The organism is Acidobacteriota bacterium (genome assembly GCA_016184105.1).
In the GTDB taxonomy this organism is placed as follows: Bacteria; Acidobacteriota; Vicinamibacteria; order Vicinamibacterales; family 2-12-FULL-66-21; genus JACPDI01.
The window spans coordinates 71,411-87,440 of record JACPDI010000022.1 but is presented as its reverse complement, the minus strand read 5'-3'; the positions used below and the strand labels follow the sequence as shown (position 1 = coordinate 87,440).

Sequence of the window (16,030 nt, the reverse complement as noted above, 5' to 3'; positions counted from 1 at the left end):
ACCGAGGAGCCGTGAACCATGCGCAAGGTAGCGATCATCACGGTGCTGATTGCCGGGGCCGCCGGCGGATGGGCGCTGTTCTCGTCCGCCGCGCCGACGACGAGATTCGATCTCGTCATCCGAAACGGCCGCATCGTCGATGGCACCGGCAATCCGTGGTTCAGCGGGGATGTCGGCATCGTCGGCGAGAGGATTGCGCAGATCGGGTCGCTCGCCGACGCGCTGGCGACGCGGACGATTGACGCGCACGGCTACGTGATTTCCCCCGGATTCTATGACATGCACTGTCACTCGGACGTGGCCCTGCTCGCTGACGGCCGAAACGAGCCGAAGGTGCGCCAGGGGGTGACCTTCGAGCTGCTTGCCGAAACTGAATCGATGGCGCCCTTGACGGGCCGCTACCTCGAAGACCGCAGCAGGGGACTCTTGCGGCAGGGCATCAGGGTGGATTGGACGACGGTTCATGGTTACTACGACCGGTTGAAGCGCCAGGGCATCTCCACGAACGTGGCGACCCTTGTTGGCGCCGGCACGTTGCGCATGAACGTGCTCGGCCATGAGAAGCGACCGCCGACGGCCGCAGAGCTGCGCCGGATGGAGGAACTGCTCGCGCAGGCCATGGAAGATGGGGCCGCGGGCCTGATGGGGGCCCTGGTCAATCCGCCAGGCAGCTTTGCCGCCACCGGGGAGATCACGGCACTGGCGCGGGTCGCCGCCCGCTACGGGGGAATCTACTCCACACACGTGCGCGGCGAGAACGAAACGGTCGTGGACGCGTTCCGCGAGGCCATCCAGATCGGACGGGCCGCTCGACTGCCCGTGGAAGTCGTGCACATCAAGGCCGCTGGACGCCCGAACTGGGGGTTGATGCGGGAGTCAGTTGACGTGATCCTCGAGGCGCGTGCCCAGGGTGTGGACATCACCGCCGACATCTATCCGTGGCCGGCCATGCACCACAGCATGGTCAACGCGGTGCCGAACTGGGCGCACGACGGCGGCCGGGAGAAGATGCTGGCACGGCTGCGAAGCCCGGAAGATCGCGCGAGGATCAAGAAGGAGATGCAGGACGGCGGAGATCCGTCGTGGTGGAACATCTCCAAGTCGGTCGATGGCCTGTCGGGGATCGTCATCACGCGCGTTCCGAACAGGCCCGAGCAGTTCGTCGGCCGGAACATGGACGAGATCGCGAAGATGATCGGGGCGACCGATCCTCGCGACGCCATCCTCGACTTTCTCCTGCTCCAGGACGGCGACGTGTCCGCGATGTGGTTTGCCATGTCCGAGGAGGACATCGCGTACGCGATGAAGCAACCGTGGTGCAGCATCTGCTCCGACGGGTCCCCCGCCGGGCCCGGTGGCAGGGCGCACCCCCGCTACTACGGGACCTTCCCGCGAGTCCTCCGGAAATACGTGCGCGAGGACCGGGTGCTGCCACTCGAGGACGCGATCCGCAAGATGACGTCTCTCCCGGCACAGCGCCTCGGCCACCGCGACCGCGGCCAGATCCGGCCGGGCTTCTTCGCCGACCTCGTGCTGTTCAAACCGGAGAGCGTGGCGGAGCGGGCGACGTTCGAGGACCCCGAGCAGTTCCCCGTCGGCATTGATTACGTGCTCGTCAACGGCACCGTTGTGATCGACCAGGGACGGCATACCGGCGCGACTCCCGGTAAAGTGCTCTCCGGACCCGGCGTACGCCGGAAGACATCGTAATCGTGCAGAGGATGCGCATGCAGCCCGGCTCCACGCTCACCAACGAGATCAACGATGAGGCATTTGAAGGCGTTGTCTCGATTGCCGAAGCCCGCTTCGAGCACTGGCGGCGCACCGTCGGTCTGTTCGCCGGGCCGATCGCGTTCCTGCTCGTGTGGCTGCTGCCCCTAGGCGGATTGTCATCCGAGGCGCACCGCCTGGCCGCCGTCGTGACCCTGGTTGTGTGCTGGTGGGTGACCGAGCCGATCCCGCTGCCAGCCACCGCGCTTGTCGGCGTCACGCTGGCCGCGCTCGCCGGCATCGCGCCGGCGGCCGAGGCGTTCGCGCCGTTCGCCAATCCCATCATCTTCCTCTTCATCGGCAGCTTCATGATCGGCAAGGCCATGTCGCCCTCGGCGCGAGCATGGCGTTCATGCTGCCCATCTCGACGCCGCCGAACGCGATCGTCTACAGCACCGGTATCGTCCCGGTCACGCAGATGATGCGGTTTGGCCTCCTCGTCGACCTTGTCGGCGCGGGGATCCTTTTCATCGGGCTGCGGCTGCTATGCCCCCTGCTGGGGTTCTCGTGAGCCTTGCCGCCTGCTATTACAGACATGCGGCTTGACCGTGGGGCGGTTCTTCTGTAGCGTATCGGAACACTCGAACAGTTCCGTTCCCGCGCGCCGCGCGCGGAGGTGCTGAGATGCGCCGCCGTTTCCCCTTCCGGCCACTGTTGCTCGGTGCCGTCGGCGCGCTGGTCGTGGCCGCGATGCTGGTGGTGTACCTGCAGCGGCGGTCAGCCGACCAGCAGCGCCAGCAGACCGCGCTCATCATTCAGCAGGTCTGCGAACGTACCGTCACGGTGCTCGCCAGCGAGGTGCGGGTGCTGTTCGATGGTGCCGTCCTGGATACCCTCGAGGGGATCGGCCACCCCGAAATCAAGGCATACGACCTCCCGCGCATGGCCGCGTTCTTCACCGACGGGATGGCGCGCTACCCATACGTCGACCGCTTCTTCCTGTGGAGCGAACGCATGCCGGCGAGATTTGAGCGGCAGGTGTTGTTCTACCGGCCTTATCTCGAACCCGGCGTCCGTGAGCTTTCGGTCGAGGCACCCGGCGGGCGGCCCGTCGGCGCGTTCTTCCGCGACACGCGCCCGAGCGACGAAATCGGCAGGCTGGCGCAGCTGGCCTTGGCCAGCCGCCGCAGCTTTGCGGTGTACGAGCGCACGCTGGACGGCGTCCCGTACCAGTTCGTCATCCACCTGCTCTGGGATGACGCCGCACGCGAGCACCTCTTCGGGATCATCGGGTACACGGTCAACCTGCAGCGCATCCGCGACAGCCTGTTCGAACGTCTCGAGACGGAGCATCTCTCGAAGATTCTGTCGTCGGTGCCGCCGGCTCCGCGGCTCGCGCTGACCGTCTGGGACGAACGCGGGCAGATTACCTACGGTTCCCCCGTGCAGGCGGATTCCCCGTCGGCATCCGCGCAGATCCAGATGCTCTTCTTTCCGACGACGGCGCTGCGCACGTGGCTCGCGGCGCATCCCGAATCGCCGCAGTGGCGGGTGGCCGTCAGCGCCGCGGGCGTGCCGCCGGCGACCGCGGGCCTCGGGAATTACGGGCTGTTCGGCGCGGTCCTGTCCCTGATCATCGTCGGCCTGCTCTTCGCCGTCATGGTCGATCGCCAGGCGATACACCTCGCGCAGATGCAGGCCGACTTTGTCGCCAACGTGTCCCACCAGCTCAAGACGCCGCTGGCGCTGCTCTCGGGCGCGTCCGAGACCCTCGGGTTGGGGCGGGTTCGCTCCCCGGAGAAGATCCGGGAATATGTGGACATCGTGCGGCTTCAGACCGCGCGCCTGTCGATTCTGGTGGAGGAGGTCCTGCACTTCTCGCGGATCGAGTGCGCCGCGGACCTGCACGACCCGCAGGAACTCGACCTGGGGGAGCTGGCTCGCGATGCCGTGAAGCGGATGGGTGTGAACGGCCACGCGGCCATCCGCTTCGAGTGCCCGCCGAGTGCGCCGTTCGTGAAGGGGGACCGGACCGCGCTCGAGCAGGTGATCGTGAACCTCGTGGAGAACGCGCTCAAGTACACGCCCGGATCGCAAGAGGTCGTCATCAGTGTCGATGCCAACGGCCGGTACGGCCGTCTTGCGGTACGCGATCAGGGCATCGGCATCCCGCGGAACGACCTGCCGCGGGTCTTTGACAAGTTCTACCGCGGGCGGAACACCGGCGCGCGGGGCGGTTTTGGATTAGGGCTCGCAATCGTCCGCGCCATCGTGCGGGCGCACGGCGGCAAGGTCTCCGTGGAGAGCGAGCCCGGAAGAGGCAGCGAGTTCCGCGTGCTCCTTCCCCTCGCGAGCGAAACGAGCCATGGCGCAGCGCATACTGCTGGTTGAAGACGAGCCGGAGATGAAAGTCATCCTTCGTGACAACCTCGAGTTCGAGGGGTACGAGGTGCTGGCCACCGGTACGGGAGAGGAAGCTCTGGAGGTCGCCTCCCGCGAGCGGCCCGATCTGATGCTGCTCGACGTGATGTTGCCGAAAATGAGCGGGTACGACGTCTGCCGCCGGCTTCGGTCGTCCGGGATCAAGATGGCCATCATCATGCTGACGGCCAGAAACGCCGAGATCGACCGCGTCACCGGGCTCGAATTCGGCGCCGATGATTACATCGGAAAGCCGTTCAGCATCCCTGAGCTGCTCGCGCGCGTGCGCGTTCAGCTCCGCCGCCTCTCCGCCGACGGCCGCGAGCCGGTCGAGTTCACGTTCGGCGACATTGTCGTGAATCTCGCGCAGCGCCAGGCGCGGCGCGCCGGCGAATGCCTCGATCTGTCGTCACGGGAGTTCGACCTGCTGCGCTATTTCATCGCGCATCGCGAAGAGCTGGTCACGCGGCAGCAGCTGCTGAGCGACGTGTGGGGGTACCACAACCTCCCGCTCACGCGCACCGTCGACAACTTCGTCGCCAAACTCCGGCGTAAGATCGAGCCGAACCCGCAGCATCCGCTGTACATCGTGACCGTGCACGGGGCGGGGTACCGGTTTTCCGTCTAGGCTGTCCGTGCGCCTGGTGCTGACGCTGCTCCTCGCCGGGCTGCCGCTGTCGACGGCCGCTCAGTCCCCTCCCCCGCGGCCACAAATCGCGGCCACGCGCGTCGAGGTGCCCCCGCGAATCGACGGCGTGCTCGATGACCCGGCGTGGGACCGTGCGCCGGTCCTCAGCGGATTCATCCAGCAGCTCCCGAACGAGGGGGCGCCCGCCACCGAGCGGACGGAGGTCCGCATCCTGTACGACGAGGAGCACCTCTACATCGGCGCCCGGTGCTACGACAGCGAGCCGGACCGGATCATCGCGAACGAGATGAAGCGCGACGTGGCGTCCATCAGCACGAAAGATGACTCGTTCGCGATCGTGTTCGACACCTTCCGCGACTTTCGCAACGGTCCGATGTTCATCGTCACGCCGAAAGGCTCGATGCACGACCTGTTCGTGACCGATGAGCGGCAATTCAACTGGGACTGGAGCACCGTCTGGGACGCCCGGACCACCGTCGATGAACAGGGCTGGACCGTCGAGATGGTGGTGCCGCTGGCGAGCCTCCGCTACGACCTCGGCCTGGCGCCGGTGTGGGGCGTCAACGTCCGCCGCAGCGTCCTTCGGAAGGGAGAGCACACATTCCTCACGAGGCTGCCGCGCGAGCTTGGCGTTCAGGCGATCGGCCGGCTGTCTGCGGCAGCGGATCTCACGGGCCTCACGGACCTGGCGCGGAGCCGGCACCTCGAATTGAAACCGTTTGGCGTCGTCGGCTCGAGCCAGGACCCGGCCGGCGGCCGCCCCGATGCCGACCGGTTCTTCGATCGGGGCCTCGACGTCAAGTACGGCGTGACGCAGGGGCTCAACCTGGATCTGACGTACAACACGGATTTCGCCCAGGTGGAAGCCGACACCCAGCAGCTCAATCTGACGCGCTTCAACCTGTTCTTTCCCGAAAAGCGCGATTTCTTCCTCGAGGGGCGCGACATTTACACGTTCGGCGTGCCGAGGGGGGTGGCGACGCGTAATCCGAATACGACGCTGCTGTTCTTCAGCCGGCGGATCGGTCTCGATCGGAACAGGGCGGTCCCCTTGCACGGCGGCGCGCGTCTCACCGGCAGGGCCGGGCCGTACAGCGTCGGCCTGTTGAACATCACGACGGGCGAGAACGGATCGGTCCCCACCACGAACTTCACCGTCGCCCGGGTGAAGCGCGACATTCTCCAGCGATCCAACGTCGGCGCGATGTTCACGGCGCGCGATTCGCCGGATGCCGACGCGCACCGGGCGTTCGGCGCGGACGCGAACGTCTCCTTCGGCCGCAGCGTTCGCGCGAGCGGATTTCTCGCGAGGAGCCAGGCGCCGGGAGTGTCGACTGGCGACATGTCGGGGCGCGCGCAGTTCGCCTACGAAGGGGATACATGGGGGCTGGAAGTCGATCACCTGAACGTCGGCCCGAATTTCAACCCCGCCGTCGGGTTCGTCCGCCGTCGCGACATCCGCGCGAACTACGGCGGGTTCCGGTATAGCCCGCGCGTGAACCGGAGGCGGATCCGCCAGGTGTTCTTCACGGCAGACATCGACTATACGACCGGTGCGGATCGCGGCCTGCAGTCCAGGAGCGCGGCGTTCGGGTCCTCGGTGGAATCGAGCCGTTCGGACGCGCTGAGCGTGACGATCTCGCGAAACCTCGAGCGGCTCGATGCGCCCTTCACGATTTATCGGGACGTGACGATCCCCCTGGGAGGCTACCGCTTCACGGATGCCGCGATCCGGCTGACCTCCGGGCCGAGCCGCAGGCTCGCGGGCTTCGTGGACTACTCGTTCGGGTCGTTCTACGCTGGAAGCCGCCGCAGCGTGATGATGAACACGATCATGAAGCCCACCAGTCACCTCGCGTACTCGCTCAACTACGAGGTGAATGACGTGCGTCTCCCGTCTGGCGGCTTCCGAAGCCACCTGGTCGGCACCCGCATCGACTATGCCGTGACGACGCGGCTGTTCACCGCGGGATTTCTGCAGTGGAACAGCGAGGCCGAACTCGGCGGCGTCAACCTGCGTCTGCACTACATCTACAAACCCGGCAGCGATCTGTACGTCGTGTACAACGAGAACCGCCTGATCGGCACCGCCGCCCCGTTGGTCATGGACCGCAGCTTTGTTGTGAAGCTGACGTACCTGCTGCGCCTGTGACATCAGAACAGATCTCGAGACCCATGCAGGGGGCGCGCGCACTCTTTCTCGGGGTCTACCTCCTGTCAGGCTTCGCGGCTCTCGTGTACGAGGTCGTGTGGTCCCGGCTGCTCGGCCTTCATATGGGCCATACGGTCGCCGCGGTGAGCACGGTGCTCGGCGCGTTCATGGGGGGGCTCGCGATCGGCGCGGCGCTGGGTGGCGTCTATGCGCCACGGCTTTCACGCGTCCGGGCGCTGGTGGCCTACGCGGCCCTGGAGGCAGCCATCGCGGCCACGGCCCTGGTGCTGCCGATCGCCCTCGCGTCGCTTCGCCCCTTGCTGGCATGGGCGTACGCCGACGGCCACAGCGGATTGCTCTTCCCGCTCGTGCGGTTGGGAACGGCGCTCGTGCTCGTCGCGATTCCCGCGGTCGCCATGGGCGCCACCCTGCCGATCGCGGTCCGCTGGTTCGTTCGTGGCTCGACGCCGCCGGGGCACCAGGTGGGCCTCCTGTATGCGGGCAACACGCTGGGCGCGGCGGTCGGCGCGTTCGCCGCCGGCTTCCTGCTGATCCCCTCGCTCGGGCTGCACGGGACGACGCTGATTGCGGTTGCGATGAACCTTCTGGCGGGCGGCATGTCCATCTGGCTGGCGTCGCGGAAGGACGCGCATGCGGAACCAGTTCCACGGTTGCCGCTCACGCCGCGGCGCGATCGGCGGCGCGCGGCCCCCGCGGTGGCCCTCGAAACGGCGCGACCACGTGTGGCAGCGGCGGCCGTGTTCGCGTCAGGTGCCGTCGCCATGGTGTTTCAAGTCGCCTGGACACGGATTCTCGCGGCGACCCTCGGGCCAACGACGTTCGCCTTCAGCGCCATGCTGGCCGCGTTCATCATCGGCCTGGCGATGGGCTCCGGCAGCGCGAGCGTGGCGCTGAAGAGGCGCGCCAGGCCCGTGCTGCTGCTGGGACTCACGCTCGTCGCCGGTGCCATCGGTGCGCTGTCGCTGGCGTATCTCGTCAATCGACTGCCGTATGCGGTCGCCTGGATGGTGGCGCGGCCCGACGCGACGTTCACCAGCATCATGGTTCTGCAGTCGGCCGCCGTCGTCATCATGCTGCTGCCGATGACCGTACCGCTCGGCGCCGCGTTCCCGATTGCGGTCGCGGTCGGAGGCGGGACAGACGCGACGCTCTCCCGCGGCGTGTCCGCCGTCTATGTGGCGAACACGATCGGCGCGATCGCCGGCGCGCTGGCGGGAGGATTCCTGCTCGTTCCTTCGCTCGGCCTCCAGAACGTGGTGCTCGCCGCGAGCGCCGCCGCAGCGATCGCCGGCGCGCTCATCGTGATCGCCGGCGGTGCGACCGGGCATGGCCGCCTCGCGGCCATCCTCGCGTCCGTTCTGGCGCTCGCCGCCTGTGCGGCGTCGCCGTCATGGGACCGCGAGATGCTGTCGAGCGGCGCGTACAAGTACGCGCCGTACCTGGCCGACCTGGATCTGCGGGCAAGCCTCGGCGTCGGCACGATGCTCTACTACGACGAGGGCTCCGGCGGCACGGTGTCGGTCCGGCGAGCGGCGGGGACGCTGATGCTCGCGATCGACGGCAAGGTGGACGCGTCGAATGGCAGCGACATGCTGACGCAAAAGCTGCTGGGCCATCTGCCCCTGCTGCTGCACCCTGACGCCCGTGAGGTGGCGATCATCGGGCTCGGCAGCGGCGTGACCCTGGGAGCCGCGCTGGCCCACCCCGTGCAACGCGTGGACATGATCGAGATCTCGCCGCAGGTGGTGGAGGCGTCGCGGTTCTTTGCCGCCGAGAGCCGCCACGCGCTCGATGATCGGCGCACGAACCTGCTGATTGGCGATGGGCGCTCGCACTTCCTCCTCTCCTCGCGCCGGTACGACGTGATCATCTCGGAGCCGTCGAACCCCTGGATGGCGGGCGTGTCCGCGTTGTTCACGCGGGAATTCTTCGGCGCGGCGCGCGCGCGGCTCGCCGCCGATGGCCTGTTCTGCCAGTGGGCGCACACCTACGACATCGGCGATGCCGACCTGCGGTCGATTGTCGCCACGTTCCGATCCGTGTTCCCCGAGGGCACCGTGTGGCTGGTGGGGCAGGGGGATTTGCTGCTCGTGGGGGGTGCGGGCGATCGTGAACCACGGCTCGAGGCCGTCGCCGCCTCGTGGCGCCGCGCTGCCGTCGCGGCCGATCTCGGGACGGTGGACGCGCGTGAGCCGTTCAGCGTGCTCTCTCTGTACCTGGGCGGCGGCGCGTTCATGGCGCGATACGCCGGCGACGCACCAGCGCAGACCGACGACCGTACGGGACTGGAGTTCTCCGCGCCGATGGGGATCTACGGCCGGAGCACCGACGACAACACTTCCAGGCTGCGGCGGCTCGCCGCCGACGGCGCGCGGCCTCGGGCGGTGGCAGAGGCGTACGCGGCCGCCACCGCGGCGCACTACCGGAACCGGGGGCTGATGCAGCTCGGCGCGGCGGCCCACGCCGCGGCCTACGACGACCTGGCTCGCGCGCTTCGCGAAGACCCGTCGGACGAGCAGGCGCTCGAAGCGCTGCCTCGCGCCGCCGCGGGCTGCGACCGTATCCCCGCCGCGACGGCGCTTCTCGCAGAACTCGCCGGGCGCCGTCCGACGAACCTGGCCGCTCGGCGTCACTTCTCGAGGATCCTGGCCGGGCAGGGCCTGATGAACGAGGCGTTGGCTGCCGCGGATGAGGCATTGCGGCTCGCGCCGGAGGACCCCGGCGTGCACGAGCAGCTCGCCTCGCTCGCGGCCGATGCGGGCGACACGCCAAGGCTTGCGTCGGTCGTCGGGCGAATGGACGCGCGCTGGCCGGACGCGCCCGCGACACTGTACGCGCGGGGGACGCTGCTGTTCCTCACCGGGCAACACGCCAGCGCGGCTGCGGTCGCCGCGCGGCTGGTTGGTCTCACGCCGCGCGACGCGCGGGTGCACAACCTGCTCGGGGCGTCCTACGCGAGCATCGGGCGCTCCGATGACGCGCGCCGGGCTTTCGAGGCGTCAATCGCGAGCAACCCGCGCGACCCGGCTGCGTACGTCAATCTCGGCGTGTTCGAGCTGGGCGCATCGAATCCGGCGGCGGCCGCCGGGTACTTTGCCGAGGCGCTCGCGATTGACCAGCACTCCACCGGCGCACTGCGCGGTCTGGCCGAAGCCTTGTCGCGGCAGGGACACCACGCGCGAGCCGCGCGCCTGCTTGCGCGGGCCGGCGGCGCGTGACGGGGGCCGCAGCAACTGTATCCAGTTTGTCTCCGGCGTGTCACCGTACGTCAATTCGCGTGTGGCGTGCTTGACACGTCCGGCGGCCAAGCGATAATCCGACCACCCAAGTCGGAGGGGTCTTCCATGCATCAATGGTTACACCGAAGCGCAGCCCTCATTGCGGCAGTGCTGCTGTCGGCGGGTTCTGTGACCGCGCAGGACGGCGTACAGACCGGAGTCTTCTTCGGCGTCGAAGGATTGAATTTTCGAACGCCGACGCTTTCCGGGACGACCAACGCGCAGGGCGAGTACAAGTACCGTCCCGGCGAGACCGTCACCTTTTCGGTCGGAGAGTTGCCGCTCGGCTCCGCTGCCGGCGGCAAGGAGCTGATGACGGTGGCCCACCTGATTCTCGGCGTCAACGGAGACGTCGAGAAGATTCACTTCCCGCAGGCCACCAACGCGGCGCGGTTTCTTCAGAGCCTTGACGCCGACGGTAACGTCGAGAACGGCGTCGCGATCAGTGACAAGGCGCGGGAACTGGCGAGCACGTACGAGCACGACATCGAGTTCGGCAACAGCGAAGAGGAATTCGCCGCGCAGCCGGGCGTGAAGGCGATCATCACCGCCCTCGGGACGCGGCTGCGCACGCCGGCCGAAGCGAGGAACCATCTGCGTTACGCGCTCTGGGGGATCCAGAAGTTCACCGACGTCAAGATCCCGACGCGTGACGGCGCGTACGTGCTGGGCGACGTCTTCCGTCCAATCGCGCCCGGCAAGTATCCCGCGATCGTGGGGATCGGCTCGTACGGCAAGGCGTTCTACCGCGGGTGCACCTGCAACGACCAGGAGGTGCAGGAGAAAGCCATCGCGCAGGATCGCTTTTTCATGGGCAACCCCGAGCGCCATCCCTACGAGAACCACGAGACCGCCGACGCGAGGTACTGGGTTCCGCGAGGCTACGCCGTGGTCAGGATCGATGGCCGCGGTGTCTGCAACACGCCGGGCCTGATGAACCCGTACAGCGCGCAGGAAGCGGAGGACTTCTACGATTCGATCGAGTGGATCGCTTCGCGCGACTGGGCGAATGGCAACGTGGGCACGTGGGGCGCCTCCTACTTCGGCATCAACCAGCCGATCGTCGCCTCGCTGCAGCCGCCCAGCCTGAAGGCGATGGTCGTCTCGGCCGGCGACTCGGAGCGCTTCCGCCAGGTCTTGTTCACCGGCGGAATCTCGAACGTCATCGGCCGCGAGGGGTGGTGGGAGAAGAGCGTCAAGGTGAATCGCTGCCTCGGCCAGCCGACCTTCGACAGGGTCGCGCACCAGAATGCCAACCCGTTCGCGGATCCGCCCGCGTGGGGCACGTACTACAACAACCCGAAGCCGCCGGGAGAGATCGACGCGGATATGAGCAAGGTGACGGTGCCGATGCTCGTCGAGGTGCCGCTCTCGCACACCGGGCACCAGCACATCCGCGGCTCGACGGTCACCTACATGGACGCGGCGTCCAAGGAGAAGCAGCTCAGTTTCATCACCGGCGACTTCATCTCCGGCTGGATGTACACGCCGCCCGCGCTGGAGCATCACCTCAAGTTCTATGACCGCTTCCTCAAGGGGAAGCCGCAGAGCACCGACGTGATGAAGCCGGCCGTGCGGATGATGATCCGCAGCGGCGATCGCGGCTGGTTCTGGCAGTACGAGAATGAATTCCCCGTCGCGCGCACGGACTACCGGAAGTTCTACCTGCACGGCACCCCGGCGTCGGTTGCCGGCGCCAACCGGACCGACTTCCTGACGCTCGGGCGCAGCGAACCGAAACAGGCGGCATCGAAGTCGTATGCCGCCGACGTGGACCGGCAGACCGTGGCCTGCTCGGCTCACGGCATCTCGTTCATCTCGGAGCCGATGACCGAAGACGTCACGCTGGCCGGCTACGCGAAGCTGGTGGCGTGGGTGTCATCGACCTCCCCGGACATGGATCTGTTTGCGTCCGTCCGCGTGCTGGACGAGAACGGCAAGGAGGTCCAGTACGCGCTCGCGCCGGAACGGCGCGACTATCCGGTCGGCAAGGGCGGGCTCAAGGTGTCACACCGCGCGCTCGATCCGAAGAAATCGACGCCGTTTCTGCCGTTCCACACCCACTCGAAGGCCGACTATGCGCCGCTGAAGGGGAAGAACGACATCGTCCGGGTGGAGGTCGAGATCGAGCCGACGACCGCGCTCGTCCGGGCCGGGCATCGCGTCCGGCTCGACCTGCAGCCGATCGGCGGCTGCGGCTGGGGAACGCCGTTCGTGTACGACACGTCGTACCATGACGGCGCGTCGAACACGATCCACATGGGCCCGCAGCGTGCGTCGTACTTGCAGCTGCCCGTGATCCCGGCGAAACCGGTGATGACGAGCCAACGGTAACCGAGCCCACCGAAACGGCCTTCCGATGGCGTCGCCGTCGGAAGGCCGTTTGTGTTTCGCCTGTGCCCTCTTACCTTTTGCCTCTTACCTTGATCACCCCTCGCGCGGCCGCGCGCGCTCGCGCGCGTGCCCGCGCGCTCATCGCCGGCGCGCCCGCCTCGCGGCAGAGCGCGATGGTTCGCTGAAGGCTCTTCGAGAACTCGCCGCACCGCCTGCAGCCGGCGAGGTGCTTCGCGAGCGCCCGCCGTTCCGCCGGAGACAAATCTCCCTCGATCCCCCGTGCCATTCGCAGGAGCAAGGCGCGGCAGTCGTCCTCGGCATGTCGGTCTGGCGCCACGTCAGCGATCCTCGAGCACTTTCCTCAGTTGCAGCCGCGCGCGATGCAGCCGCGTCTTGACGTTATCTTCCGAGATGTCCATGACCTGCGCGACTTCGCGGGTCGATAGCCCTTCGATGTCCCGCAGGAACACGATCGTGCGGAACGAGGGCGGGAGCGACGCCAGCGCGCGCCGCAGCCGCAGGCGCGTCCGGCCGTCCATCGCGAGCTGCTCGGGCGATCGATCGCCGGAGGGGACCGGGAACTCGCCGCCCGGCGTCAACTCGTCGAGCGACAACAACCGCCCAGGCTCGTGCACCTTCCGCCGGCGCCCGATCAGGCACGCGTTCTTGACGGTGCGATACAGCCACGCGCGGAACGCTTTCGGTTCCCTGATTTCGCTCGCGCGCCGGTACACGTTCACGAGGGCGTCCTGCATGGCGTCCTCCGCGTCGGCCGCGCCCGCGCCGCAGATCACCCGGCTGAAGCGATAGGCGATCTCCTGCGCGCGCACCAGCAGCGCCTCGAGGGCGGCCTGATCTCCCTTCCGCACCGCCGCGACCAGCGCCGCGTCGTCGGTCGCTGGATCAAGATGCAGGTTCCTTGAAAGCGTCACGGCCGGCTCAGCCTGTCACCTTTTGGCACCAGGGCGCATCTTTCTCCCCGGATGCGTTTTCGGACTGTTGGCATTCTCATCATTCTGACACTGTTCAGCGCCGACGTGCGGGGCCAGGAGCGCCTGACCCTGGCGGACGCGGTGGCTCGGACCGTCGACCAGCACCCGGCGCTCAGGGGAGCCCAGGCGGGGGAGCGCGCGGCAGGGGCGGCCGTGGACGAGGCCCGCGCGGGCTGGTTCCCACGCGTCGATTACGTCGAAAGCTGGCAGCGCAGCGACCAGCCGGTCTTCGTGTTCGGCTCGCTGCTCGCGCAGTCCCGTTTCGGGCCCGGCAACTTCGCCATCGACGCGCTGAACCACCCCGATGCGGTCAGCAACGTGCGCGGCACGGTGACCGCGCAGCACAACCTCCTTGATCCGGCGCGCCCTGCGCGCATGAGCGCCGCCAAAGCGGGGCAGGAGACGGCGGCGCTGGCCACCGCCTCGCTGCGCCGCGACCTGGCGCTCGCGACCGCACGCGCCTACGGCGGCATGCTGGTCGCCGAAGCGGCCCGCCGCGCCGCCGAATCCGCGGTGACGGCGGCCGGCGAAGACCGCGCTCGCGCCGAACGGAGGCGCGACGCGGGGCTGGCGACCGATGCCGACGTGCTCGTGTTCCAGGTGCACGCCGCCGCGATGAAGGCGCGGCTCGCGCAGGCGTCCGGCGAGGAGAGCGTCGCCCGCGCCGCGCTGAACGATTTGATCGGGGCGCCGCTCGACACGACATTCGCGCTCGAGGAACTCGCGTCGCCAACCGTCCCTCCCGCATCCGCAGCGATCGCGGACCTCGAGCGCGAAGCCCTTGCCAACCGTGAACAGGTGAAGCAGGCCGGCCTGCAGGTGCGCGCCGCCGCGGCCACCCGCGACATTGCACGCGCCGCGTTTCTTCCCACCGTCGGCCTGCAGGCCGGTCTCGAGTTCGACGGTGAGGGGTTTACCGGACGGCAGCGGTGGTGGATGGCCGGCCTCGAGGTCCGCTGGAATCTCTTCAACGGGTTTGGTGACCGCGCTCGGCTGGCGGCAGCCCAGGCCGGCGCGGTCCGGGCCGAAGCGGAGCGGGAACGTCTCGAAGATGCCATTCGCCTGGACGTGCGGTCAGCCGTGGCGCGATTGACCGCGGCGCGCGCGCGCGAGGAGACCGGGCGCTCGGCGGTCGAGCAGGCGCGCGAAGCCCAGCGCATCATCCGCGAACGGTACGAGGCAGGCATGGCCGGCGTGAGCGATCTCCTGCGTGCGGCCAACGCGCTGCTCGACGCGGAGCTCCAACAACGCGCGGCCACGGTCGATCTTTTTCTGAGCGAGCGGACGCTCGAGTGGGCAGTGGGACGGTGAGATGAAACAGGCAACCCTGATTGCAGTCGTGGCCGTCCTGAGCGCGGCGTGTGGCGGCGGGGGCGGGGCGCGCGAGCCGGCCAGGCGGGCGGCGGTGACGGTGCGCATCGGCGCCGCCGAGGCGAGGGATCTCGCCGAGCGAATCGACGTGGGGGGCACGGTGCGCGCGCGCACGGTCGCCGTGCTCACGAGCCGGATCGTCGGGCAGGTGCGCGAGATCAGCGCCCGGCCGGGCGCCCGCGTCCGCGCCGGCGCGCTGCTCGCCGTGCTCGACGGGCGCGAGATGGAGGCGAACCGCGACCGCGCCGACGCGCTCCTCACGGCTGCGGCGCAGGGACGCACCGCCGCCGAGGCCGACAAGGCCGCCGCGGAGGCGGCCCTGACGCTTGCCGCGGCGACCCACGCGCGCATCGCACGCCTGCGGGAGCGGAGGTCAGCGACGGCCCAGGAACTTGACGAGGCGCAGGCGGCGCTCAGCGCCGCCGGGGCGCGCGCCGCGGCGGCAGCGGCGGCCGTATCAGCCGCCGGCGCGAATCTCACAGGCGCCCGTGCCGCGGCCGAGGCCGCGCGCATCTCGGCCAGCTATGGCCGCATCGTCGCGCCGTTTACGGGAATCGTCACCCAGCGCCACGTCGAGGCGGGCGCGATGACCATGCCCGGAACGCCGGTCGTGACGGTTGAACAAGACGGCGGGCACCAGGTGGAGGCGAGCATGGACGAGGGTCGCGCAGCGCGCGTGAACTGGTCCGCGAACCCGCGCATCGTGTATTCGGCGCCAAACGGCGATGACGTGACCGTGGAGGGCAGAGTCGTCGAGCGGGCGGCGGCGCTGGACAACGCTCACACGATTGTCGTCAAGGTTGCGCTTCCCGCGGGCGAGTCGCTGCGCACGGGCATGTTCGCCCGCGTCCAGTTCAGCGGGAGCGCGCGCAGGACGCTGGCGGTCCCGGCCGACGCGCTCGTCCAGCGCGGCCAGTTGGACGCGGTGTTCGTCGTGTCAGACGGCCAGGTCCGCTACCGCATCGTCGAAATCGGCCGCGAGGCCGGCGGGTTCGTCGAAGTCCGGTCGGGCCTCGGTGCCGGAGAGCGGGTGGTCCGCGGCGCGCCCCCTTCGCTCGTCGACGGTACGCCCGTGACGACGGAGGGGCGCCAGTGAGCCAGC

12 protein-coding genes are annotated in these 16,030 nt (G+C 68.6%); 10 read left to right on the top strand and 2 right to left on the bottom strand.

Features of this window, described 5'->3' with window-relative positions; genetic code table 11:
• The first annotated feature begins 18 nt into the window (after window positions 1-18).
• The 8 genes from HYU53_08490 to HYU53_08455 all read left to right on the top strand — a co-directional run bounded on the left by HYU53_08490 (window position 19) and on the right by HYU53_08455 (window position 12,565).
• Window positions 19-1,710 carry a D-aminoacylase gene (locus tag HYU53_08490; GenBank protein MBI2221233.1) on the top strand — a complete coding sequence of 564 codons (1,692 nt, stop codon included), beginning with the start codon at window positions 19-21 and terminating at the stop codon, window positions 1,708-1,710.
• Window positions 1,711-1,727: 17 nt separating this feature from the next.
• Window positions 1,728-2,192 carry an anion permease gene (locus HYU53_08485; GenBank protein MBI2221232.1) on the top strand — a complete coding sequence of 155 codons (465 nt, stop codon included), beginning with the start codon at window positions 1,728-1,730 and terminating at the stop codon, window positions 2,190-2,192.
• Window positions 2,114-2,281, top strand: a complete 168-nt coding sequence (locus HYU53_08480; protein MBI2221231.1) for an anion permease — start codon at window positions 2,114-2,116, stop codon at window positions 2,279-2,281. Before HYU53_08485 ends, HYU53_08480 begins: the two co-directional genes overlap by 79 nt.
• A 113-nt stretch (window positions 2,282-2,394) precedes the next feature.
• A complete protein-coding gene (locus tag HYU53_08475) occupies window positions 2,395-4,101 on the top strand; it encodes a HAMP domain-containing histidine kinase (protein ID MBI2221230.1) in 1,707 nt (568 codons plus the stop codon).
• The gene (locus HYU53_08470; GenBank protein MBI2221229.1) at window positions 4,076-4,759 is read left to right on the top strand and encodes a response regulator transcription factor; all 684 of its coding nucleotides are present in this window, start codon (window positions 4,076-4,078) and stop codon (window positions 4,757-4,759) included. The genes HYU53_08475 and HYU53_08470 overlap by 26 nt, the downstream gene beginning before the upstream one ends.
• A 7-nt stretch (window positions 4,760-4,766) precedes the next feature.
• Complete coding sequence (locus HYU53_08465) at window positions 4,767-6,932, top strand: carbohydrate binding family 9 domain-containing protein (GenBank protein ID MBI2221228.1); 2,166 nt, start codon at window positions 4,767-4,769, stop codon at window positions 6,930-6,932.
• Window positions 6,929-10,171, top strand: coding sequence for a fused MFS/spermidine synthase (locus HYU53_08460; protein MBI2221227.1), 3,243 nt, complete (start codon window positions 6,929-6,931; stop codon window positions 10,169-10,171). The genes HYU53_08465 and HYU53_08460 overlap by 4 nt, the downstream gene beginning before the upstream one ends.
• 126 nt (window positions 10,172-10,297) lie before the next feature.
• A complete protein-coding gene (locus HYU53_08455) occupies window positions 10,298-12,565 on the top strand; it encodes a CocE/NonD family hydrolase (GenBank protein ID MBI2221226.1) in 2,268 nt (755 codons plus the stop codon).
• 70 nt (window positions 12,566-12,635) lie between these two features.
• On the opposite strand, the gene HYU53_08450 is transcribed toward HYU53_08455, so the two are convergent.
• Both HYU53_08450 and HYU53_08445 read right to left on the bottom strand, forming a co-directional pair.
• Window positions 12,636-12,902 carry a zf-HC2 domain-containing protein gene (locus tag HYU53_08450; protein MBI2221225.1) on the bottom strand — a complete coding sequence of 89 codons (267 nt, stop codon included), beginning with the start codon at window positions 12,900-12,902 and terminating at the stop codon, window positions 12,636-12,638.
• Between the two features lies 1 nt (window position 12,903).
• Window positions 12,904-13,497 carry a sigma-70 family RNA polymerase sigma factor gene (locus HYU53_08445; GenBank protein ID MBI2221224.1) on the bottom strand — a complete coding sequence of 198 codons (594 nt, stop codon included), beginning with the start codon at window positions 13,495-13,497 and terminating at the stop codon, window positions 12,904-12,906.
• Window positions 13,498-13,548: 51 nt separating this feature from the next.
• Between HYU53_08445 and HYU53_08440 the strand changes: the two genes are divergently transcribed.
• Both HYU53_08440 and HYU53_08435 read left to right on the top strand, forming a co-directional pair.
• The gene (locus tag HYU53_08440) at window positions 13,549-14,868 is read left to right on the top strand and encodes a TolC family protein (GenBank protein ID MBI2221223.1); all 1,320 of its coding nucleotides are present in this window, start codon (window positions 13,549-13,551) and stop codon (window positions 14,866-14,868) included.
• A gap of 1 nt (window position 14,869) precedes the next feature.
• Window positions 14,870-16,024, top strand: coding sequence for an efflux RND transporter periplasmic adaptor subunit (locus HYU53_08435; protein MBI2221222.1), 1,155 nt, complete (start codon window positions 14,870-14,872; stop codon window positions 16,022-16,024).
• Window positions 16,025-16,030: the final 6 nt, after the last annotated feature.